The organism is Thalassospira sp., assembly GCF_048059015.1.
GTDB lineage: Bacteria > Pseudomonadota > Alphaproteobacteria > Rhodospirillales > Thalassospiraceae > Thalassospira.
Map to the genome: position 1 here is coordinate 48,880 of NZ_JBLLNT010000015.1, position 22,709 is coordinate 71,588.

Here is a 22,709-nt window from a genome sequence, read left to right on the forward strand (position 1 = left end):
CGTTTGCTTTGACGGCGATTTCCAAGCAGGGATGCTTAGAACATATGCTGTCCACCATTGATGGACAGGCAGGAGCCGGTGATGAAGCCCGAATTCGGGCCGCAAAGATAAAGGATCGCCTGCGCGATTTCATCGGCTTCACCCAGTCTACCGACCGGGATTTTGGCGATGATGCCTTCAAGTACCTTTTCTGGCACAGCCGCCACCATGTCGGTGTTGATATAGCCCGGTGCAATGGTGTTTACCGTAATGCCCTTGCGCGCGACTTCCTGGGCCAATGCCTTGGTAAAGCCGTGCACGCCGGCCTTCGCCGCCGAATAGTTGGTCTGGCCAAACTGACCGGCTTGGCCATTGATCGAGGAGATATTCACAACGCGGCCAAAGCCACGTGCGCGCATGCCTTCAAGGACCGGCTTGGTCATATAGAAAAGGGAACTGAGGTTGGTATCAATCACGGCCGCCCACTGTTCGGTATCCATCTTGTGCATGAAACCGTCGCGGGTAATCCCGGCATTGTTGATCAGAATATCGATCGGGGCCACTTCTGCCTCGACCTTGGCAATGCCAGCAGCACAGCCATCAGGATCCGCGACACTCCATTTGTAAGCCGCAATACCGGTTTCATCGGTGAAGGCCTTTGCGGCCTCGTCGTTGCCAGCATAGTTCGCAACAACCGTGTAACCCGCATCTTTCAGTGACAGGCTGATTGCCTTGCCGATCCCGCGTGTACCACCGGTTACCAGTGCTGTTTTTGTCATGGTCGCCTCCCTAAACTTCGTTCATCAAGCGTATCATCGTAACGATATCCGTAGTTTGCCCTTCTACGACTAGCGTAATTTTAATCCACAAACAGCCTTATATATGTAATTTTATTTCTTCTCCATGATCTATGTCAGTCGTGTGGTGTATTCTTTCGTCGCACTGCAACAGAGATTGCAGATACGCAAACGGGGCATCCCCCTTCAAGAGGACGCCCCGCACGTTCAGATATTCAGAGAAAAGACGCTGATCAGCGTTCTACGCACAGCGCAACCCCCATCCCGCCGCCGATGCAGAGCGTCGCCAAACCTTTTTTGGCATCGCGTTTCTGCATTTCATGAAGCAGGGTGGTGAAGACACGTGCACCAGAAGCACCAATCGGATGGCCAAGCGCAATCGCGCCACCATTGACGTTAACCTTATCAGTATCCCAGCCCATGTCACGGTTCACCGCAATAGCCTGAGCCGCAAATGCTTCGTTGGCTTCGATCAGGTCAAGATCAGCAGCCGACCAACCGGCTTTCTCAAGTGCCTTTTTCGAAGCCGGGATCGGGCCGGAACCCATAATCGCCGGATCAACACCCGCAGTTGCCCAGCTTTTGATCATCGCAAGCGGGGTCAGGCCGCGCTTGGATGCCTCGGCTGCGGACATGACAACAAGGGCTGCGGCACCGTCATTGATGCCAGATGCGTTACCTGCGGTAACTGTGCCTTCCTTATCGAATGCCGGGCGCAGTTTCGCCATGCCTTCCGGGGTTGCGCCATGACGCGGATATTCATCGGCATCAAAGACGATGTCGCCCTTACGGTTCGGGATGGTTACAGCGGCAATTTCATCATTGAAACGACCGGACTTCTGCGCGGCTTCTGCCTTGTTCTGCGAAGCAGCAGCGAAAACGTCTTGCTCCTCGCGGGAGATGCCCCATTTGTTGGCGATGTTTTCCGCGGTGTTGCCCATGTGATAGCCGTTAAAAGCACACCACAGGCCGTCCTTGATCATGCTGTCGATGAATTTCACATCGCCCATTTTATGACCGGCGCGCAGATGCGCGACATGGGTGGAAAGCGACATGTTTTCCTGACCACCGGCAACAACGATATTGGCGTCCCCGCTCATGATCTGCTGAGCAGCAAGTGCCACGGTCCGAAGACCTGAACCGCAAACCTGGTTGATCAGAAACGCGGTTGCGCGATCGGAAATACCCGCGCCAATAGCAGCCTGACGTGCCGGGTTCTGACCCTGACCACCTGTCAAAACCTGACCAAGGATCACCTCATCAACCGCATCACCTTCTACGCCAGAGCGTTCCAAAGCAGCCTTGATGGCGACGGCACCCAGTTCATGTGCTGGCGTGTTTGCCAGCGTGCCACTGAATGCGCCGATCGGTGTACGTGCTGCACCCACAATTACGACGTCGGTCATGAAACCCTCCGATTAATCTTGATTACGTTTTCCCCGGACCGGGCAACGATCATTCTTATGCCTTTGTATGGTCCGAAGATGATCTTATCGCACTGCAACAATTTGCCAAGCTTTGATACTTACCACTTTCAGACAGGCTTATGCTGCCTCAACCAAAAAGCAGATCCAATCACCCTAAAAAATAACCTACAGGTTAGAGTTTGTGCCCTAGCGCCGCAGACCGCAACCCCCGATCCTCATTTACATTCGATATTTCACAAGAATGTACTTTTGCCAGACACAGTGACACCGAAAACGAAACGGCATCACGATGCTTTTATGTTGCCCCCACACCCCGACACCAAAGGCATCGGGGTGTGGAACAATCGAACGTGATCAACGCACGTCGTAGATTTCTGCCGTACCACCACTGATCTGATAGGTTTCGAAGGGCTGGTTCTTAATCCCGCCCATACCGGGCGAGCCCATCGGCATGCCGGGCAGTGTAATCGCCTTGAAGTCCGGGCGTTCCGCCAACAACCGTTCGATGGTTTCAAACGGTACGTGGCCCGAAATTGCGTATCCGTCGATCATGGTCAGATGACATCCCTGCATATTATCGGGAATGCCCATCATGCGGCTCATCTCGACCACCTGATCGGTTTCGATCACTTCGACCTCAACCTCGCGTTTGGCAAGGTAATCGGCATAGACCGCACAACATCCACAATTGGGATCCTTATAAACCTTTGCACTCATTGGCGCTGCCATGGCGTGGGACGGCAGGGTCACGGCAACCATCACCATCATCACCAAAAGGGTCATCAGTTTTTTCATTTTCGTTCTCCGAAATTACGGGGCATCAGGCGACGCGGACAAAGCCCGACATGCCGCCAAATTTATGTTCAAGGATATGACAATGAAGCATCCAGTCGCCCGGATTGTCGGCGACGAATGCAATTTCGACCTGCTCAGCAGGTGCGATCAAAACGGTGTCCTGCCATTCCTGATAACGGGTTGGCGTACCATCGCGTGAAATCACGCGGAAGGCATGGCCATGCAAATGGATCGGGTGATACCAGGCGGTTGCATTGGTCAATGTGAAGACACAGCTTTCACCAGCCTTCAGGTCAAATAGTGGCCCGTTGTCATCACGTTCCGGATCACGGCCATTGACCATCCAGACGCCACCACCGGTCATCATCCCCATCATGGATTGCGCCATGCTGCGCACCCCACCCAGGAAGCCCTGATCAATCTTGCCGGTTTCCACAAGATGACGCAAAACGCCACCGCCCATCATCCCGCCGGTATAAAGCAACTGTTCACGCCGCGCGTTTTGCAGATCCGGTTCAGGAAGCGGATTGGCAGACAAGGCCATACGTGCCGTCGATATTTCGTCGCGCATGCGATCGCCCTGAACCCGCAAGTTCACAAGCGGGTTTTCAAGACCATCAAAGAAGCGATCCAGTAGGGCAAAACCACCCGTGGCATCGACGGGCACATCAATGACGAAATCAGCACGCGTGCCCGGCGCAAAAAGAAATACAGGTTCATCGGGCACATGCGGGGTGATCGGATGCCCGTCCAGCGCGATCAGGTGTGGCGCCAACCCGGCGAAATCAATCGCAAAGATGCGGGCATTGGCCGTGTTGATCATCCGAACACGGATCCGCTCGCCGGGGCGAACAGCGATGTCGGGATTATGCACACTATTGACGGTGACCAACTCGCCCAAGCGACCAGCATGACCAACATCATGACCACCGTTGAATGTCGGATCGATCTCGCCATTGGCACCAAGGCGCCAATCATCGATCAACCAGACAAATTCGCGATCCACAGAGATCGGATCGTCTTCTTCAACAATCAATGCCCCATACATCCCGCGAGCTAGTTGCGTCGGTGCATTGATATGCGGATGATACCAATAGGTTCCCGCATCACGCGCGGTGAAGCGATATTCAAATGTTTCGCCTGGTGCGACCGGCTTTTGTGTTAGTCCCGGCACACCATCCATCGCATTGGGAAGACGCACGCCATGCCAATGAATACTGCTTGGTTCATCAAGCCGGTTTTCAAAGGCGACATTGACGTCCTCACCCTGTTTGACCCGGAGGAGCGTTCCGGGAACGGAACCGTTAAACGTCCAGACCGGTGTTTGAATTGCCCCACCGGGAATAAGATTTGCGCTTGATGGTGCTGCAACAAGGTTACGCAGATTGGCCGGCGAGGCTGCCTGTGCTCGCCCGGTAACAACACCCGGCATCATGTTTGGAACGGTGGTCATGATCGCTGCCGTGGCACTGCCCGCAGCAAGAGTTTGAAGGAATTGGCGCCGCGACGGATGTCGGGCGGTATTGGATTTTGTCATGGTGACTTTCCTGACAGATGACATACATCCGACACATGGTCGGGATGGATCAAACACGCGGCAAACGCCGAATGGACATCAATCACCCGCGCGGACAGAACAGGGCATAGCCGAATGGTCGCCGCGCAATCGGGTGATCAGGAAAGAAGTCGGGGAGGAGAAAGTTCAGGCGAACGCGTCATGCCATCGGCGCGATTGGCCACCGGCAAGATATGCAGGCGCGTTTCGGTGAGGGTGTTTTCAATCAGGTCATTGCGCGCAACCATAAACGGCACGGCACAAATAACATCGCAGGACGCGTCGATCTGACCGGGGCTTGTGCAATCCTCACACTCGGCCATCATTTGATCCATGCTGCTTGCTGACATCACATAATGACCGCTTGGCATTGCGTTCGCGGTGGTGGGCATATGCGCAACACCAACCACTGATGCAATCAGCAGACACAGGGTCAGAACGATGTGACAGACATTTCTCATGAAAACGAAGTTATACCGATCAAGTTTTGGCGTCCATGATCCTGATCATATCCAACTGTGGCCATTGCATGGCGTAATTACCCAAAACATCCATGCTGACTACAAGATGGAGCTTATTTCATCCTTGAGCGTCTCGGTTACGATATAGGTGCGATACCAGACGATGTTCTCATCTGCGTCAAAAAGCGTGTCGCAAAGCGCTGTATATTCGGCCATGTCGCGCATGTGCAAAATCATCACGCCGGTCACCTCACCCGTCACCAGATAACATTGCCGGACCGCTTCAAGTTCCCTGGTCTTGCGGATGAAATCCTGCCGATATCGATTACCGTGACGATGGAACTCAAGATTGATCACCGCGCGCAACGGCCGCCCGACAAGCGATGGATCAATCACCGCAACGGTTTTGCGGATAATGCCCGCCTCGCGCAGTTTGGCGACGCGGCGAAGACAGGCCGACGGCGAAAGACCGATCTTGTCGGCCAAATCCGCATTGGCGATATCGGCATCTTTCTGCAAATGGCGCAGTATTTTCGTATCGATCTGATCCAGCTCTGCCATATTGCGCAATCCTTAAGCGTCATAATCTCACTATACGCTGCCATATTGTGCTTCTTTGCGCAAATACGCCGCACAACACGATTAAAGCCATGCCAATATCTGCGGCGTTAAGTCACCCTCGCCCACCAGCGAAGAACCCGATGGACATGCCAGAGTATTTGCCCCACAGATGCTGTGCATGCCTGATCTATTCGGTCGCCCCAACTGCCGAATTGCCAAACGGACTGGAACGCCACCCCGATGACCCGCGCCATGCAACGTTACGTTTTTGATCTGATCAATCGCAGCCAGAAACTGTTCGTCACCCTGATCAAGGTGATGCTGCCCGTCATGATCGTTGTGCGGATCGCCGAAGAATTCGGCGCGATCGACATCGTATCGGGCTGGCTTGCCCCGGTCATGGCCCTGATCGGTTTACCACCCGAAGCCGGCCTTATCTGGGCCACCTGTGCGCTGGTCAGCATGTATGGTGCCGTCGGTGCCTTTATCGGGCTTGCCGGTCATCTTGATATGACAGCGGCACAGTTAAGCGCACTTTGCGCCATGATGTTGTTTGCCCACGGACTTCCGGTCGAACAGGCCATTGTCAAACGCGCTGGGGCCAGCCTGATTGCCACCACCGCCCTTCGCGTTGGGGCGGCGATTGGCTATGGCGCGTTGGTAACCTGGATCAGCAATATGACAGGCTGGCTGTCCGAGCCGGTTGATTTTTCATGGATGGCTGGTGGTGATGTCATGGCGGCCGCAACCGGTTTGGCGGGATGGTGGGACTGGACCATTCAGACCATCAAGTCGCTGATCGTAAGCTTTGCCGTCATCACCGCCCTTTTGGTGGTTCTTGATGCCATGAAGGCCACCGGACTGACCGACAAGTTCACGCTAGCCCTGTCGCCGATCCTGCGCGTCTCGGGCCTGTCGCGTGATGTCGCACCGGTAACAACGATCGGCGTTTTACTGGGGCTGACATTTGGCGGGGCGCTGATCATTGATGAAGCGCGCAAGAACAACTACCCGCCCAGAACATTGTTCCTGTCGCTCAGTTGGCTGTCGTTATCACATTCATTGATCGAAGATACCGCAATCATGCTGGCCCTTGGCGCGGATATCTGGGTTGTACTGGTTGGGCGTGTAATCCTGACACTGATCATCATCGCCCTTCTCGCCAGACTGACACTTCGCTGGGATCGCAAACCCGATCAACTGGTGACCGAAACACCTAGGGTCAGGACCTATTAATTTGGTTCGAATGGTCGCTCAGATTTGTGCGGATACGCGAAGCGAAGCCGCAGGAAGATACTTATCTTTCAAGGTTTTGCGACAAAGTAGCCCGTGCAAATCTGAGCGATCCGAAGGACAGAGCTTATATTTGCGAACTCCCGCGTCAAACCCCTTGCCCGGGATGCCAACCCGCGCGGCGGGATTTTTCTTGGATTTCACAAATATAAGCTCTGCCATTCAAATCAAATTAACAGGTCCTGACCCTAGCTGATCTTATTTCCCCAGCCACTCCACAACTGGCACCCAGGTTGATTTTTCTGCCCGTGATCCAACCATCATGCCGATATGCCCGGCAGATGGATGATGTTCGGAACGAAGCTCTTCCGGGCAGGCGTCAAACAGCGCCTGCGCACTTTCGGGCGGAACGATCCGGTCGTTTTCGGGAATGACGGCCAGTACAGGGCAGGACAAATCACTTGGCGTGATATCAATCCCGTCAATTTGCCATTCGCCCTTGGCCGGTTTGTTTTCAACATACCAACCGATCAGGCAATCAACCGCCACACGGCGGGGCAGCGGCACACCATCATTCAGCCAATCTTCAAGAGCGACAAAATCATGGGCCTTCGCTGAGTTGGTTGCCATGCTTTGGAACCGACGGAATTTCTCGCCAATCATGAAAGGATCAAGGCTGGCAAACAGGCTTTGCAAAACATCTACTGGCAACGTGTCATGGATCGCCAACATATGTGGCAGTGACGGCGCAAAAGCCGCAGCAATCCGTGACTGGGTCGGACCGGCCGCCATGAAGTCCCAAGGTGTTGCCAACAAAACCAGTTTGGAAACCTGTGCTGGATCAAGCAGCGTTGCCGCAAGTGCCAAGACACCGCCCATGCAATAGCCAACCACCGGAACCGGGCCGCCATTCATGTCCGCCACGTCCTGAAGGACCGTCACAAGCCGACCGGCAATGTAATCGTCCAATCCGAAATTGGCCTCGTCCGGGCCGGGATAGCCCCATTCGACCAAAAGCGGCCGATAACCGCATTTCGCCAAATAGCGCGCGAAGCTTCGCTTCTCGTTGAGGTCAAGGATATAGCCGCGATTTACCAGTGACGGCACAAGCAAAACAATCCCGCCCGGATGGTGATCCTTGTCAGGCGCAATCGCGCCAAAGTCATAAACCTTGGTCGATCCTTCTTCCCAGATGATCGGGATATCCTTGCGCGCATCGTCACGCGGTCGGCGATGGGGATGGTTCTGATAGGCCCGCACACCATCATGGAAACCCGCATGACGTTCAAACGCCACACGATCAAGCGCCTGGGCAACGTCATCAGGGTGGAAAGCTTCAATCTCCTTTAGGAGGCTTTCCGCCTGTTCCTTCAGCTCCGGATTCCAGGGCAGCAATTGTTTCAGAAAGATCGGCAATGCGGCGCGCGAGCTGAGCCAGCTCGTCATCTCGACTGCCATGTGCATCGGAAGCGGTCTTGGCCCCGCCCGCTTTTGACTTTCGCGTTTTGGCGGAAGTGGCTTCTGACTGTTTGGACTGATCATTCTTCCCCTGCCCCTTTGCAGCATTTTTTGCAGCAGTCGTCTTTTTCGCTGTCGTCGGTTTTACCGCGTCTTCGGATGGTTCAGATGCACTTTGCGATGCTTCGGTTTGATCCGATCCATCATGACTATCTGGTGCCGTCGTAGCCGGCTTTGCACCGGGCATCCCCATTCCCGTCAGACCCGCCATCGCCGCCATATTGGGCGGGAACGGCATTTGCCCGCCAAAGGGGGGCGTTGCGAACGGTTGGGTTGGCAGATCCTTGGCGGCCTTGGTCATCTGCTCCATCATCGCCATCAGCGGATTGGACGCCGACATTGCCCCGGCCATCGGATTGGCCGCATTGGCCGCCGGGTTTTGCCCCATCGCCATCTGACCGATCAGATTACCCCATGCCTCAAACCCCTCGCCCATGCGGGTGGTATCGGCACCAAGCGATGCGTAAAGGCGCCCGATCGCACTGGCGGCATGCGCACCATCCGCCGTGGCGGCGACCTGTTCACGCCAAAGTTCCAAGAACCGTGCGGCAAGCTGTTCGAGATGTTCATCGTCACTTATGGGCGATGATGATGTGTCATTATCTGGCTTAGTGGGGTCGTCCGTGCTTTTGGCCATGAGGAGCGCTTTTCATTCCCTGATGCGAAGCCTGTTTATTATCAAACACTATAGAATGTTGCGCCGGATCGGAAAACGAATTCCCGTGCTGCGAAGCAACAACCTGACCCCAGGGTTGTTTTTCGCACCGCACTTCGCGTTGAACACTGGACACATTGGCAAAATCGCGGCACTCTCTTAGTCTTCTGTGCGAATGCAAAATCGAAAATGCTGCGCAACATGGTAAATTGTGCATGCGCAAAGCGTGGGAAGAACACCGCGAAAACATTCGCCAGACAAACGTCCGGGAAACAGGGAAGCAGGAAAAACGTCATGACCACCAAGAAATCAGATGATCAGGATCGCATCGTTATCAAGAAATATGCGAACCGCCGCCTCTATAATACGGCGACCAGCTCCTATGTAACGCTTGATCACCTTTCACAGATGGTCAAAGAGAACACCGACTTCGTCGTTTATGACGCAAAATCCGGTGAGGACATCACCCGTCCGGTTCTGACCCAGATCATCGTCGAGGAAGAAAACAAGGGCCAGAACCTTCTGCCCATCAGCTTCCTGCGTCAGTTGATCGGTTTTTATGGCGACAGCCTTCAGGGCCTGGTGCCAAGCTACCTTGAACAGGCAATGCGCGCCTTTGGCCACAATCAGGAACAGATGCGCGAATATATGCAGGGAACCATGCAGGGCATGTTCCCGTTCGGCCAGTTCGAAGAGATGAACAAACAGAATATCGCACTGTTTGAGCAGACCATGAAAATGTTCTCCCCCTTCATGCAGGAGGGCGAGAATGGCGAAAAGCCGGGTGCCGGTGGCGCAAAGCCGACCGCACCGTCTGCACCGCAGTCTGATGCATCGCTTAACGAGCTTAAAAGCCAGCTTGAAGCCATGCAGGCACAGCTCAACAGCCTGGCCGGTGGCAAGTCGGACAAATAACCTCTCCGACCAACCGGCCGACCAAGGCACGAAATCAAAAAGGCGAAGCTCTGATGGGCTTCGCCTTTTTCTTTTGGCTTCGGCAACAGGTACCAACAGAGTTCATCACCGCCCCATCCGGGCATGACAAAGATGTGACTCGGGTCACGTCCCCCTGCGGCACCAATCCTGCATAAACTTTTTGTTAACCAATTTCACCCGCCCGGCAGTGCCGTGATGCGGCAATTTTTGCCGGGTGAACACCACAAAACCACGGAGTCTCGAAACAGACAGGCAGATTTAACCCAAAAGACTGAAAAAACATGACCGCGATCACTCCGATACCCATGCTCCCGGCCCGCAGGACTCAGTCTGCGAGTACCGGAACAGATGGTCCTGCCGGGATCGGGATAGATCAACTTGCGCAGATTTCACCCGTACGGGAAATTGCGCAGAATGGTGGCGTGTGGCTGCAACCCCATGATCTTGTGGGCAGTGCAGCATTCTGGACGCAGCTTTTGGGACAGATCTTACCTCAGGAAAACCTTTTGCAACCGCCGGTCATTCAGGAAATGCATGCCAGCTATGCACGACACTCCAAACCGTACAGCGTAGAAACCAACGTCTTTTTTTCGCCTTCTGCACTAGACAAAGACAGCGCGATTGACCTATATAGCTAGCTTCTGGCGGATTGCTGTAACGATTATCTGACCAATGTTCAGATACAGTTCATCAAAACGCAGCCCGAATTTCGTGCTGCGATACGGTGTTCATTGGGCAAACTTAAACAAGCCCAACAGCTTCCCGAAGTGGGGATCTATAACTGGCGGTTGATAACGGATTATAAAATGACTGAGATTGCTGCAAACGAAGAACCGAAGCGCGCAAACCGCGCTACTGACACTGACCGTTATGTTGGTCAGCGTATTCGCGAACGTCGCATCATGCTGGGCCTTTCCCAGCAGCAGATGGCTGACCTGATCGGCGTCACCTACCAGCAGGCCCACAAGTATGAGCGCGGCATCAACCGCATCTCTGCTGGTCGTCTGTATGAAATCTCCCAGGTCCTGGGCGTTCCGGTGAGCTACTTCTACGAAGGCCTCGACGGCAACCAGGAAACCGAACTTAACGCACGTCAGCGTATGTGCCTTGAACTCGCGCGTAACTTCGCAAGCATCAAGCACGAAAAACACCAGGAAGCCCTGAGCCAGATGGCTCGCGCTCTTGCGGATCAAGCTGCCTAAGTCTGATTTCAGAACTTACGCGCCGCTTAAAAAAAGGCTGCCTTTGGGCAGCCTTTTTTTGTGCCTGTGACGCGCAATAAAAAAGGGGACGCCAAAGCATCCCCTTAAATACGTCACAGCAAACGAGTGCTTATCCCTCGACCATCACCAGATCATCGGAATGGATGACGGCATTGCCACGGGTAAAGCCAAGGGTTGCTTCGATGTCGCCGGATGCATGGCCTATCAAAAGGCGGGTTTCTTCCGCACCATATGACGTGATACCGCGTGCGATCTGATTGCCTTCGCCGTCAAGGACACGGACAGCATCGCCGTGCTTGAACCGGCCATCGACTGCTGTGATCCCAGCGGCCAGCAAGTTCTTGCCCGCACGCATCGCCTTTGCCGCACCGGCATCGACAATGATGGCACCCGAAGCCTTGAGCGAGGTCGCAATCCAGTGACGGCGTGCGGCAAGCGGGCTTTCATTTGGCAGGAAGACCGTATTGGGTGCACCATCGATCTGCGCCTTGAGCGGGTGATAGATCGTGCCGCGCGCAATGATCATGCGGCAGCCGGCCTTCATGGCGATTTCAGCGGCCTGAAGTTTGGTCACCATCCCGCCGGAGCTATACATGGTCGGCGCGACACCCGCCATGTCAAAGATTTCCGGGGTGAGTTCGCGGACTTCGGGGATCAGGGTTGCATCCGGGTTCTTGCGCGGGTCGGCGGTATAAAGACCATCGATGTCAGATAGCAGCACAAGCGTGTCGGCCGAGATCATATGCGCGACCTTGGCGCCCAGACGATCATTATCGCCAAAGCGGATTTCTTCGGTCGCGACCGTATCGTTCTCATTGATCAACGGGATGGCCCCGCGTGCAAGAAGCGCATTGAGCGTACCGCGTGCATTCAGGTAGCGACGACGGCCTTCCATGTCCTCAAGCGTGACAAGGACCTGTGCCATGGTCAGGCCATTACGCCCCAGGGCTTCTTGCCAGACCTGTGACAGGCTGATTTGCCCGGTGGCCGCAGCGGCCTGTTTATCGGCCAGACTGATGGTACGGTGATCAAGGCCCAGCAAACGACGCCCAAGGGCGATCGCACCACTGGAAACAACAATCACCTCGACCCCGCGTTCGCGCAAAAGGGCGATGTCATCTGCCAATGCCTCAAGCCAGGCGCGACGCAACTTGCCGGTATTTTCATCGACCAGCAGGGCAGAACCAACTTTGATGATCAGGCGTTTTGCGTCGGTCAGGCTCACGGTTGGAAGCCCTCGTCCTCGCGGCCTTCCATCGCCCGGCGTTCGCGTTCGCCTTCGATATGCGCGCGCACCATACGATGGATGTCCTTGATGCCCTGCTGGGTTACACCCGACACAACATGGACCTTCTTGCCGATGCCTTTTTCAAGGATCTCACGCTGTTCTTCGACCATTTCCGGCAGAAGCTGATCGGATTTGGACAGGACAACGATTTCAGGCTTGTCGATCAGAACGTCGGCGTAGTTTTCAAGCTCTTCGCGCACGGTTTTATAGGTCGCGACAGGATCTTCCTCGGCACAATCGATCAGGTGCACCAGAACTTCGCAACGTTCGATATGACCAAGGAAACGGGTGCCGATGCCCTTGCCCTCGGAAGCGCCTTCGATCAGGCCGGGAATATCGGCCAGAACAAATTCATGATCATCGATATTCACAACACCAAGCTGCGGATGCAGGGTGGTGAAGGGATAATCAGCAATTTTCGGGCGCGCGTGCGAGGACGCGGCAAGGAAGGTTGATTTGCCCGCATTCGGCAAACCAACAAGACCGGCATCCGCGATCAGCTTCAGGCGCAGCCACACCCACATTTCTTCTGCCGGCCAGCCTTCTTCGGCACGGCGCGGGGCCTGATTGGTGGAGGATTTGAAATGCGTGTTACCACGGCCGCCATCGCCGCCCCGGCACAGCATATAGGTTTGGCCCGGCTCGATCATATCGACGATCAGGGTTTCGCGATCTTCGGCCAGTACTTGCGTTCCGACCGGGACCTTGATCGTGATTGATTTGCCAGAACGACCGGTGCGCTGACGGCCCATGCCGTGCATGCCGACTTCGGCCTTGAAATGCTGCTGATAGCGGAAATCGATCAGGGTATTGAGGTTTTCGACCGCTTCAAGAATGATGTCACCACCACGGCCACCATCACCACCGTCCGGTCCGCCATACTCGACAAACTTTTCGCGCCGGAAGCTGACCGAACCGGCACCGCCGCGGCCACTGCGCACATAAATCTTGGCTTCATCGAGAAACTTCATAACCGGTCCTTTGGGCAGTGCCCTTATTTATAAGTCGATCCCGGCGCGCACATCCATGCGCATCGACGGGATAGGAAATTCTATATCACATACAACAAGGGAGGAATGATTGCTCATTCCTCCCTTGCAAAATTCGGTACGTACAACCGCACCCGACGGGAGGCTTACGCCTCTGCCGGAACGACGGTTACGTAGGTACGACCCTTGAAGCCCGACTTGAACTGAACGGAACCGTTCACAGTCGCAAACAGGGTGTGGTCTTTGGCGAGGCCAACATTGTCACCGGCATGGAACTTCGTGCCACGCTGACGAACGAGAATGTTGCCTGCGACAACTGCCTGACCACCGAATTTTTTAACGCCGAGACGGCGACCTTCGGAGTCACGACCGTTGCGCGAACTACCACCAGCTTTCTTATGAGCCATGAAACTCTCCTAAAACTGCATCATGACCTGATAAATCAGGCGTTGATGTCCTTGATGCGCAGAACAGTCAGGTTCTGGCGATGACCATTTTTACGACGGTAGTTGTGCCGGCGCTTTTTCTTGAAAACGATCACCTTGTCGCCCTTGGCCTGCTCGAGAACTTCTGCAGTTACAGAAGCACCTTTGACCAACGGAGCACCAACTTTCGGCGCACCGTCGCCAGCAACCATGAGAACTTCTTCAAGTTTCACGGTTTCACCAGCCTGGGCAGCGATCTTTTCGACTTTGATAACGTCGTTGGCAGCAACTTTATACTGTTTGCCGCCAGTTTTGATGATTGCGTACATCTAAAAGTTCCTGAAAAACATTCTGGAAACACAAACGCGCAGCTCGGTGCCGCTGCTAACAGATACCGAACCGCTGCGAAGAACGGGTGAATTACCCCGTTTGACCGCCAGAGTCAACAATTGAGTTAACCGCAAAGCGACGCAAACCCGCAAGTTTCAGCGAAATAGCACGAAGATCCGTCCGGGTAAGTGCCCTGCGCAAATTGCATGCCCCACGTCGGCACACACCACCCAAACGACAATGGGCAACAAATCACCTCAACCCGCCGGTGACACGCGCAACAGCGAACCAAAGATCAAAGCGCAAAAGAGTCGCCAAATTTGCGATTTCCCTCTTGCAATATCGCCCAAGGACCGGTAAACACCGCCTCGAACGCCAAGACCACACATGCGGAGAGGTGCCGGAGTGGTCGAACGGGGCGGTCTCGAAAACCGTTGTACTAGCAATAGTACCGTGGGTTCGAATCCCACCCTCTCCGCCATTTTCCCCAAGACAGTCATAACGACGTTAGCGCACCTAATGAGGCGCAGCATAGCCGCCCACGACAGGCCTTTGATCACGTGCGTGCAGCAGCCTCAAACACCTTCAAAGTCTCCTCACTAACATGATGCTCGATGCCCTCGGCATCAAACTCGGCAACTTCGGGATCCACCCCGATGGAGACGAGGAAGTTATAGACGATCTGGTGGCGTTCGCGACATTTTTTGGCGAGCGCCTCGCCTTTTTCTGTCAGGAAGATTGAGCGATATGGGCGTGATGTGACGAAGCCGTCGCGCTCCAGGCGCTTGATGGTGTTATTCACCGTTGCGGCTGTCACGCCGAACCGTTCTGCGAGCGCTACAGAACGCGCCTCGCCCTCTTCGGCGATCAGATCACCAATCATTTCAACGTAATCTTCTGTGACCTCACGGGCGTGTGCATCGCGCAGGCGTGCGAAAACTTCTGCCTTGTTATGACGCGGATTAAGCGCGGAATCTTCGCCCATTGATCTCTCCAATCTCTATCGCAAAAACCTTCATAACAACTAAGTTTGAAAATAGCAATTTAGCCTTGACTAACTTTAAAAGTCCGCACATAAATAGTGGGTATTCACCAGAGTAATTCCAATTTGCTTTCGGAACACCAAATGACCCTGTTTGCCCAGATCCGCGCATTTGCAATCGCAGCCCTTCTTCTTGCCACCGGCCTTGTTTTTGGCACAGCACAGGCCACTGCAAAGCCGCTTAATGTTGTTGCGACCACATCCATGATTGCCGATGCGGCGCGTCAGGTTGCAAGCGATCGGGCCGAGGTCAAAGCTCTGATGGGCCCGGGCGTTGATCCCCATGCGTATCGTCAGACACGAAGCGACATTGCTGCAATGGCGCGTGCTGACCTAGTTTTGTGGCATGGTCTGTATCTTGAAGCGCAGCTTGAAGAATTCTTCCTGGATCTGACCAAGCGTCGCAATGTGGTTGCCGTTGGCGAAGCCGTCGATGCATCCGCCCTTTTAAGCCATGCTGATTATGATGGCCGCTTTGATCCGCATGTCTGGATGGACCCGCAATTGTGGGAAAGTGTCGTCTTTGCGGTGCGCGACGCGCTGATCAAAACTGACCCAAAAGGTGAAGCCACCTACCGCGCCAATGCCGATGCCCACATTGCCGAGATCGCAAAACTGACCGACTATATGAAAACCGTTCTGGTCACTGTCCCGGAAAGCAGCCGCGTTCTTCTGACCGCCCATGACGCCTTTAGCTATTTTGGCCGCGGTTATGATTTCGAAGTTCTCGGCATTCAGGGTATCTCAACAGAATCCGAAGCAGGCCTTCGCCGTGTCGAGGAACTGGTCAATATCATCGTTGATCGCAAAATCTCGGCCGTGTTTGTCGAAAGCTCCGTCCCGGAACGCAATGTGCGCGCCCTGATCGAAGGAGCACAAGCCCGCGGACAGAAAGTCTCGATCGGTGGTACGCTTTATTCCGATGCCATGGGCGAACCGGGCACCTATGAAGGCACATATATTGGTATGATCGATCATAACGTCACGCTGATCACGCGCGCCCTTGGTGGTGATGCACCCGAAGGCGGCCTGCAGGGTAAGCTTGCCGCTGGCTCCTGATTGATCCAATAAAGCCGCCCAACCACCTGACGCACCAGAAAACAGGAAAGCCCCATGAGTAACGCCAAACTGATCGCTGAATCCGGCAAGATCGTGGATGTCGCCGCCAAGGACGCACCGCTGACCGTACGGGGCCTGACGGTGTCCTATGGCAACAAACCGGCTGTGTTTTCTGTTGATGCCTCCATCCCGGCCGGCTCCATGACAGCCATCATCGGCCCCAATGGTGCCGGTAAATCCACCTTCCTTAAAGGTGCACTTGGTGTTGTCCCGCGCCTGTCGGGTGAAGTACGCATTTTCGGCAAGCTGTTTGACGAAGCACGCGATCGCGTTGCCTATGTGCCGCAGCGCGCCAGTGTTGATTGGGACTTCCCGGCACGTGTGATCGATGTGGTCCTGATGGGTCTTTATGGATCGGTCGGGCTGTTTCGTTTGTGGCGTGCGCGCCACCGCGAACAGGCAATGGATTGCTTGGAACGCGTCGGCATGGCCGATTTCGCCGATCGCCAGATCGGCCAGCTTTCCGGTGGTCAGCAGCAGCGCGTATTCCTTGCCCGTGCACTCGCGCAAAATGCCGAGTTCTATATGCTTGATGAGCCCTTTGCCGGTGTTGATGCCGCAACCGAACGCGCGATTGTCTCGGTCCTTAAAGAGCTCAAATCCGAAGGCCGCACAGTTGTCTGCGTTCACCATGACCTGTCGACCGTGCCGGAATATTTTGATCGTGTGCTTCTGATCAATGTGCGCCGCATTGCCGAGGGTCCGGTGGAAACGACCTTTACCGCCGAGAATCTTCAGGAAACCTATGGCGGGCGTCTTGCAGCCACCCATATCGACGAACTGCATCTGGCATAGCGCGACCGGCAAAGGCAATCACCCGTCATGAGCTTTATCGATTACTTCATCGACGCCCTGTTTCTTCAGGCCGGATATAACAGCGCCCTTGTCGCCATTGGCGCAGGTTTGCTTGGCCTTTCTGCGGGCAGTGCCGGCGCGTTTATCTTCCTGCGCAAGCGCGCACTTGTGTCTGACGCCATCAGTCACGCAACTCTTCCCGGTGTCGGCCTTGCCTTTATGATCATGGTCGCCTTTGGCAGCGACGGGCGCTGGTTGCCCGGCCTGATCATCGGGTCGGCCATTTCATCGGCCATCGGACTTTTGATGGTTGAATGGATCACGCGCAAGACCCGCCTGACCGAAGATGCTGCGATTGGTGCCGTCCTCTCAGTATTCTTTGGCTTTGGCATCGTTCTTCTGACCATAATCCAAACCATGTCATCGGGCCGTCAGGCGGGGCTTGAGAATTTCTTGCTGGGCTCAACGGCTGGCATGCTGATTTCTGAAGCCACCACGATTGCAATTGCCGGCGCGCTGGCTGCGGCCTTTGTGTTCCTGCTGCGCCGTCCGATGACATTGGTGGCGTTTGATCCGGAATATGCCGCGACCACGGGCGTTAATGTCCGCAATATTGATCTGGCGATGATGGGCCTTGCCCTGATTGTCACCGTGATCGGGCTTAAGATCGTCGGCCTTATTCTGATCGTCGCCCTTTTGATCATTCCGCCCGTCACTGCACGTTTCTGGACAAATCAGGTCGGCCCGATGATCGGCATTGCCGCCGGTGTTGGCGGATTTTCGGGATATATCGGCGCTGTCTTATCGGCGGCCGAGGCATCGCTGCCAACCGGGCCTATCATTGTATTGGTGGCTTTCGGCTTCTTCCTGATTTCGGCCCTCTTCTCACCGCTTCGTGGCGGTTTGGCATCGGCCCTTCGTCATCAGCGCTTCCAACGCCGCGTGCATCGTCGCCAGGGATTGCTATCCCTTGCCCGTCGGGAACCGATTTATGATGGCCTGACGCTGCGCATTTTGCGTCGATCCGGCATGATCCGCCGCGATGGCGTTGCGACCGCTCGGGGGCACATTGCTGCGGCCAAAGCGGCGCGTGATGAAGCACGCTGGGCCATGGCGCGGCGGATGTTGCCTGATGATTCCGCCATCGAACGGTATGACGGTCTGACCCCGATTGAACAGATGATGACGCCTGACCAGATCGCCGAGATCGACAATATGATTTCCAGCAAGCAAGGAGCCAAGGCATGATCGATGATCTGATCACGGCACTTGGTGCCGAGTTTGTCCAATTGAGCCTGACACCAATTGTCATTGGCATTCTTGCCGCCATTGCCTGTGCGCTTCCGGGTAACTTCCTTTTGCTGCGCCGTCAGGCCCTGATTGGTGATGCCATCAGCCATGTTGTCCTGCCCGGTATCGTCGGCGCGTTCCTTGTGACGGGAACCATCACCGCTGTTCCGATGATGTTGGGTGCTGGCGTTGCCGCAATCGTTGCGGTCGTGATGATTGAAATCGTCAAACGGCTGGGTCGGGTTGAACCGGGTGCTGCGATGGGGTTGGTCTTTACAACCCTGTTTGCTGCGGGTGTTTTGTTCCTAGAAATCACCGATACCAGTTCGGTTCATATCGATGTGCAGCATGCCTTGCTTGGCAATCTGGAAAGCCTGATCTGGTTTGACGCCGAAGGCTGGGGATCGCTGCTTGATCCGGTAGCACTTTCCACCCTGCCGCCGCAATTGCCGCGTCTCGCACTTGTTCTGGTTGGCATTGGCCTGTTCATCCTCCTGTTCTGGAAGGAACTGAAAATCTCGACCTTTGACATCGGCTTTGCCGAGGCCGTTGGCATCAAGACCAAGGCGCTGAGCTTTGCGCTTGTTGTCGCCACTGCCGTTGCCGCCGTTGCCGCCTTTGATGCAGTAGGCTCGATCATTGTCATTGCCATGTTTGTCTGCCCACCCGCCAGTGCGCGTTTGATGACCAATCAGCTGGGTAGACAGGTCGGCTGGTCCGTTGTCTTTGCCACCATCTCGGCGATCCTGGGATATGTATTTGCCGGTTATGGACCGGGTTGGTTCGGATCGCCCTATGCGGTGAGTGCAGCGGGCATGATTGCGACAATTTCTGGCGTGATCCTGATTTTGACCTGCCTGTTTGGGCCGCAACGCAAACGCACCGGCCAGCGCGCCGAGGCATAAGGGAGACCCGCAATGTCAAACACCACGAACTTTGGCAGCATTGATCTTGAAGGGGCCCAGCGTCAATCAGCCCGCATTCGCCGCGCCATGCGCAAGGCAAAGACCGGCTGATCCCGAATAACTCGGCCATCTTTGACATCGCCACTGGCGGCTTTTCACGCCATACTCAGCCGATGATCAAAGCTCAACGATATCTGCCTTTGTTGCTTGCGTCGCTGGCCTTGCTGGCCTTGCCCGTCCTTGGCGGCAACAACAGCCACGCACAGCAATCAGACATATCAGGCACGACCGGAAGCCTTGCCACAGAGCTGCAGGGATATGGCGATATTGATCTGTTTGTTTTTGACGGCCGCGCGGATTTCCTTGCGCGGATTGATGAAACACTTGGCCTTGCCAACATCAAGAACCCTGATCAGACCTTTGCCAAACTTCCACGTTCGCCCTTTACCATAACGGGGCGGCAAAACGGGACAGCACTCGCGACCTGCCATATTTTTGTTCCGGCCAACATCACACCCGAAACCGGGAACGAGATTTTTGCCCAATTGCTGCGTGGCTGGTTTCGCAAGTCACTTAGCTATGCCAGCAGTTCTGCTCTGACCTATCGCTGGCTGATCCATCATGAAGCCCGCCATTGCAAGCCCGATCACTTTGGCGGGAATGACATCCAAAATCACAGTGACGAAATTGAAGCTGATCTGTTTGCCTTTGAAGCGTTGGCAACTGATGACAATCGTGATGCGTTGCGCAGTGACATCATCGCATTTCGCATGATCACATCGGCCCTGATTGCCGATAAATCACACATGATTGGCCTTACGATCAAACAGGCACTTGAAAACCCCAACACCGCGATCTCACGTTCTGCGGATCAGGAAATCGCAGCATTCCTCAAAGCTCGTCAAATGATCGGCAAACGCGCCAAGGCGATTGCAACAGGCGTTAACCCAAGTGATCGGGATCTGGTGCGCGCCGTCACTGAACTCCGCGAAGAAGTCGAACGCGGTGAACTGGTCAATGCCAGTGCGGATATCGGTACAATTTTTGTCGCACTGGATGACGCAATCGCCCATTTCGCGCCGCGCCTGCATGGATCGGTCGCGACACGCAAACTCAACTGATCTTGTGTTAGCTGGTTTTGCGCCAGAAGGTCATGGGCGTGCATTCATCACGCGAAAGACCGACTTCCTTACGCCAATAGCTATGCAGCGGCTTATAGTCATCCTGCTCCACCCCGGCCCAGCAAGAGACCGATTTTTCGCCCTTGGGGATTTCAATGGCACGCACTGCGTCCTGAATCAGGCTGTGCTGAACTTCTGATGCGTCGTCACGGAAAAGCCAGGTCACCTTGATCTGGCTTTTGGTTGCGACCTCAATCATGTCATCCGCATTGCCGACTTCGATGATTGCGTGCCCCGCAACATGCGCTGGCATCTCAGCCAGATAGCGGCCGATGGCCGGCAGGGCCGTTTCATCACCGGCAAACAACATCCAGTCTGCATCGGGCAGCGCATTGCCAAGCGGACCTGTCATCGCCACCAGATCGCCTTCGCTGGCATGCAGGGCAAAGGACGAACCCGGGCCGTTGTCACCATGCATAACGAAATCGACATCAATCCAACCGGCCTTCGCATCCATGTTGCGGATCGTATAGACGCGCTGTTCAATCATGTCCTCGCCACTTGGCCAGACCGGCATGCCGTTTTCGGCCAATGTCGGCCATTTCGGTTGCGCCTGACCACGCGGCGGGATCAGCAAACGGATATGTACGCTGTCACTGTCATAAGCATCCAGATCGATCCCATGAAGGCGAACGCGGCGCATATGCGGCGACAGATCGGTAATCTGACCAACGCGAAGCTCGCGGAAATTGGGAAGCTTGCCATTGCTTTTGCCTGCCCCCTTCCAGCGACAATCAAAATCGGCCTCGGGTGCTGCCCCCTGCAAAAGCGAGATGATCGCAGCCTTCATCTGAACCACGCCGACCTCGGTCGTGGCACCCACTTCAACATCCAACCCATCGGCACTGCTGCTAAGATGGATATGACCGATCGAAACCGAAATACGGGTCAGGCCCAAATCATCCTGCACATCACAATCGTGGCTTCGGTAATAATCAGCAGTCTGCTTGATCAGAGCAGCACTTTGCGGAAGGGCAATACGCGTCTTGGCCGTCAGGATGGAAGTGGACATGAAATCCTCGAACTGCGTGGGGCATTTGTAATAGCCCCTATTGATAATAAAACTGAGATGCATTCTCAATAAAATTTATCATTAAATCCTGCCTGCCGTGCTAGATGTGGGGAAATTATCCCGGCACCGCGTTGTGTCCGGCAGACATATGACCAGACAGCAAAAGTTTGAAAAGAGCCATGACTGATAAAATCCGCCGCCTCAAAGCTTCTAAATTCCCGCTTGCCGTTGAATGGGCCGCCAAGGAGGGATGGAACCCGGGACTGGCGGATGCCGATGCGTTTTTCAACACCGATCCGGAAGGCTTCTGGGCCGCGTTTGACAAACAGGGCATGGCTGCGGTGATTTCTGCTGTTCAATACAGTTCGGACTTTGGCTTTGTCGGATTTTACATCTGCCGCGAAGATCGTCGTGGATCAGGCCTTGGCTACAAGCTTTGGCAGACAGTCCTGAATGACAGCGTTCTTAAGACCATCGGCCTTGATGGCGTTGTGGATCAGCAGGACAACTATCGTAAATCGGGCTTTGAGTTTGTCCATCGCAACATCCGCTTTGGCGGTGTGGTGATCGCAGATACCCCTGCCCCGGCTGATCTGTTTGAACTGGCTGTTGATGATATCGCAATTGTTGATGCCTATGAGCAGACCAACAAACTGTTTGCCGAAAGCCGGATCGAATTCCTGCGCGGCTGGATCGGCAGTGAACCCCATACCGCCCTGGCTCTGAAAGGTCCGATGGGTGTGCGCGGTTATGGCGTTATCCGCCCGTGCAAAGAAGGTCACAAAGTCGGCCCGCTATTTGCCGAAAACGCCGAAGACGCACAAACCCTGTTTGCAGCCCTTCTGCAAAGCCGCGATGATCAAACCGCCAAAGTGTTCCTTGATACGCCGGAACCCAACCAGAAGGCGGTGGATCTGGCCAAAGCGCAAGGGATGGTCGCGGAATTTGAGACCGCACGCATGTATAAGGGCACGAACCCTGATCTTAATCTTGATATGACATTCGGGATTTCGTCCTTCGAATTGGGCTAAGCGGCCGCAAATTACCCTCCCTGACATTCCAGACGACTTACACGCGCTTGCCACTGATCTTTCGGATTAGTGGCATTTCGCACATATGAGACCCTTCAACTGTCAGAACAGTTTGATATTATTCTTACGACGGGGTTGAGCAACGCGTAAAAGTCTGGCAAC

At 54.9% G+C, this 22,709-nt stretch carries 24 protein-coding genes and 1 tRNA gene; 11 read left to right on the forward strand and 14 right to left on the reverse strand.

All coding sequences use genetic code 11. The features are described from left to right. Positions 1-35: 35 nt before the first annotated feature. The 6 genes from phbB to ACMZ66_RS18425 all read right to left on the reverse strand — a co-directional run bounded on the left by phbB (position 36) and on the right by ACMZ66_RS18425 (position 5,575). Positions 36-758, reverse strand: coding sequence for an acetoacetyl-CoA reductase (gene phbB, locus ACMZ66_RS18400; RefSeq protein ID WP_416939427.1), 723 nt, complete (start codon positions 756-758; stop codon positions 36-38). A 251-nt stretch (positions 759-1,009) separates the two neighbouring features. Beyond that, positions 1,010-2,182: an acetyl-CoA C-acetyltransferase gene (locus tag ACMZ66_RS18405; RefSeq protein ID WP_416939429.1), complete on the reverse strand. Its 1,173-nt coding sequence runs from the start codon at positions 2,180-2,182 to the stop codon at positions 1,010-1,012. Positions 2,183-2,557: 375 nt separating this feature from the next. Further along, positions 2,558-2,998, reverse strand: a complete 441-nt coding sequence (locus ACMZ66_RS18410; protein ID WP_416939430.1) for a DUF411 domain-containing protein — start codon at positions 2,996-2,998, stop codon at positions 2,558-2,560. A 25-nt stretch (positions 2,999-3,023) separates the two neighbouring features. After that, entirely contained in the window at positions 3,024-4,535 is a 1,512-nt protein-coding gene (locus ACMZ66_RS18415) for a multicopper oxidase family protein (protein ID WP_416939432.1), read from the reverse strand. A 137-nt stretch (positions 4,536-4,672) separates the two neighbouring features. Next, positions 4,673-5,014 (reverse strand): hypothetical protein, encoded by a 342-nt coding sequence (locus tag ACMZ66_RS18420; RefSeq protein WP_416939434.1) that lies wholly within the window; start codon positions 5,012-5,014, stop codon positions 4,673-4,675. Positions 5,015-5,113: 99 nt separating this feature from the next. Continuing rightward, complete coding sequence (locus ACMZ66_RS18425; RefSeq protein ID WP_416939436.1) at positions 5,114-5,575, reverse strand: Lrp/AsnC family transcriptional regulator; 462 nt, start codon at positions 5,573-5,575, stop codon at positions 5,114-5,116. Between the two features lie 252 nt (positions 5,576-5,827). Here ACMZ66_RS18425 and ACMZ66_RS18430 point away from each other — a divergent pair, with 252 nt between their 5' ends. Beyond that, positions 5,828-6,811 (forward strand): nucleoside recognition domain-containing protein, encoded by a 984-nt coding sequence (locus ACMZ66_RS18430; protein ID WP_416939437.1) that lies wholly within the window; start codon positions 5,828-5,830, stop codon positions 6,809-6,811. A gap of 255 nt (positions 6,812-7,066) precedes the next feature. Here the strand turns inward: ACMZ66_RS18430 and ACMZ66_RS18435 are convergent, their stop codons facing one another. Both ACMZ66_RS18435 and ACMZ66_RS18440 read right to left on the reverse strand, forming a co-directional pair. After that, positions 7,067-8,254 (reverse strand): alpha/beta fold hydrolase, encoded by a 1,188-nt coding sequence (locus ACMZ66_RS18435; protein WP_416939439.1) that lies wholly within the window; start codon positions 8,252-8,254, stop codon positions 7,067-7,069. After that, positions 8,145-8,963, reverse strand: a complete 819-nt coding sequence (locus ACMZ66_RS18440) for a hypothetical protein (RefSeq protein WP_416939441.1) — start codon at positions 8,961-8,963, stop codon at positions 8,145-8,147. Before ACMZ66_RS18440 ends, ACMZ66_RS18435 begins: the two co-directional genes overlap by 110 nt. 312 nt (positions 8,964-9,275) lie before the next feature. On the opposite strand from ACMZ66_RS18440, the gene phaR reads away from it, so the two are divergent. The 3 genes from phaR (at position 9,276) to ACMZ66_RS18455 (ending at position 11,119) form a co-directional block, all read left to right on the forward strand. Next, a complete protein-coding gene (gene phaR / locus ACMZ66_RS18445; protein ID WP_416939443.1) occupies positions 9,276-9,896 on the forward strand; it encodes a polyhydroxyalkanoate synthesis repressor PhaR in 621 nt (206 codons plus the stop codon). Positions 9,897-10,198: 302 nt separating this feature from the next. After that, complete coding sequence (locus ACMZ66_RS18450; protein WP_416939444.1) at positions 10,199-10,555, forward strand: hypothetical protein; 357 nt, start codon at positions 10,199-10,201, stop codon at positions 10,553-10,555. 168 nt (positions 10,556-10,723) lie between these two features. Next, positions 10,724-11,119, forward strand: coding sequence for a helix-turn-helix domain-containing protein (locus tag ACMZ66_RS18455; protein WP_101245549.1), 396 nt, complete (start codon positions 10,724-10,726; stop codon positions 11,117-11,119). Between the two features lie 130 nt (positions 11,120-11,249). Here the strand turns inward: ACMZ66_RS18455 and proB are convergent, their stop codons facing one another. The 4 genes from proB to rplU all read right to left on the reverse strand — a co-directional run bounded on the left by proB (position 11,250) and on the right by rplU (position 14,171). Next, positions 11,250-12,365, reverse strand: coding sequence for a glutamate 5-kinase (proB, locus tag ACMZ66_RS18460; RefSeq protein WP_416939446.1), 1,116 nt, complete (start codon positions 12,363-12,365; stop codon positions 11,250-11,252). Continuing rightward, entirely contained in the window at positions 12,362-13,399 is a 1,038-nt protein-coding gene (gene obgE, locus ACMZ66_RS18465) for a GTPase ObgE (protein WP_416939448.1), read from the reverse strand. Before obgE ends, proB begins: the two co-directional genes overlap by 4 nt. Positions 13,400-13,563: 164 nt before the next feature. Further along, entirely contained in the window at positions 13,564-13,824 is a 261-nt protein-coding gene (gene rpmA, locus ACMZ66_RS18470) for a 50S ribosomal protein L27 (protein WP_008889409.1), read from the reverse strand. Positions 13,825-13,859: 35 nt separating this feature from the next. Beyond that, positions 13,860-14,171: a 50S ribosomal protein L21 gene (gene rplU, locus ACMZ66_RS18475; protein WP_230230972.1), complete on the reverse strand. Its 312-nt coding sequence runs from the start codon at positions 14,169-14,171 to the stop codon at positions 13,860-13,862. A gap of 392 nt (positions 14,172-14,563) precedes the next feature. Between rplU and ACMZ66_RS18480 the strand changes: the two genes are divergently transcribed. Next, positions 14,564-14,653, forward strand: a tRNA-Ser gene (locus tag ACMZ66_RS18480). A 75-nt stretch (positions 14,654-14,728) separates the two neighbouring features. On the opposite strand, the gene mntR is transcribed toward ACMZ66_RS18480, so the two are convergent. Then, on the reverse strand, positions 14,729-15,157 hold the full coding sequence (mntR, locus tag ACMZ66_RS18485) for a manganese-binding transcriptional regulator MntR (protein WP_416939451.1): 429 nt from the start codon (positions 15,155-15,157) through the stop codon (positions 14,729-14,731). A 141-nt stretch (positions 15,158-15,298) separates the two neighbouring features. Here mntR and ACMZ66_RS18490 point away from each other — a divergent pair, with 141 nt between their 5' ends. The 5 genes from ACMZ66_RS18490 (at position 15,299) to ACMZ66_RS18510 (ending at position 20,444) form a co-directional block, all read left to right on the forward strand. After that, the gene (locus ACMZ66_RS18490) at positions 15,299-16,273 is read left to right on the forward strand and encodes a metal ABC transporter solute-binding protein, Zn/Mn family (protein ID WP_416939453.1); all 975 of its coding nucleotides are present in this window, start codon (positions 15,299-15,301) and stop codon (positions 16,271-16,273) included. 54 nt (positions 16,274-16,327) lie between these two features. After that, complete coding sequence (locus ACMZ66_RS18495; RefSeq protein WP_416939455.1) at positions 16,328-17,128, forward strand: metal ABC transporter ATP-binding protein; 801 nt, start codon at positions 16,328-16,330, stop codon at positions 17,126-17,128. Positions 17,129-17,155: 27 nt separating this feature from the next. Continuing rightward, positions 17,156-18,376 (forward strand): metal ABC transporter permease, encoded by a 1,221-nt coding sequence (locus tag ACMZ66_RS18500; protein WP_416939457.1) that lies wholly within the window; start codon positions 17,156-17,158, stop codon positions 18,374-18,376. Continuing rightward, positions 18,373-19,323 carry a metal ABC transporter permease gene (locus tag ACMZ66_RS18505; RefSeq protein ID WP_416939459.1) on the forward strand — a complete coding sequence of 317 codons (951 nt, stop codon included), beginning with the start codon at positions 18,373-18,375 and terminating at the stop codon, positions 19,321-19,323. Before ACMZ66_RS18500 ends, ACMZ66_RS18505 begins: the two co-directional genes overlap by 4 nt. A 173-nt stretch (positions 19,324-19,496) precedes the next feature. Next, complete coding sequence (locus ACMZ66_RS18510) at positions 19,497-20,444, forward strand: hypothetical protein (protein ID WP_416939461.1); 948 nt, start codon at positions 19,497-19,499, stop codon at positions 20,442-20,444. 7 nt (positions 20,445-20,451) lie between these two features. Here ACMZ66_RS18510 and ACMZ66_RS18515 read toward each other — a convergent pair whose 3' ends face one another. Then, positions 20,452-21,516, reverse strand: a complete 1,065-nt coding sequence (locus tag ACMZ66_RS18515; RefSeq protein ID WP_416939463.1) for an SIP domain-containing protein — start codon at positions 21,514-21,516, stop codon at positions 20,452-20,454. Between the two features lie 179 nt (positions 21,517-21,695). Between ACMZ66_RS18515 and ACMZ66_RS18520 the strand changes: the two genes are divergently transcribed. Next, positions 21,696-22,547, forward strand: coding sequence for a GNAT family N-acetyltransferase (locus ACMZ66_RS18520; RefSeq protein WP_416939465.1), 852 nt, complete (start codon positions 21,696-21,698; stop codon positions 22,545-22,547). The last annotated feature ends 162 nt before the right edge of the window (positions 22,548-22,709 follow it).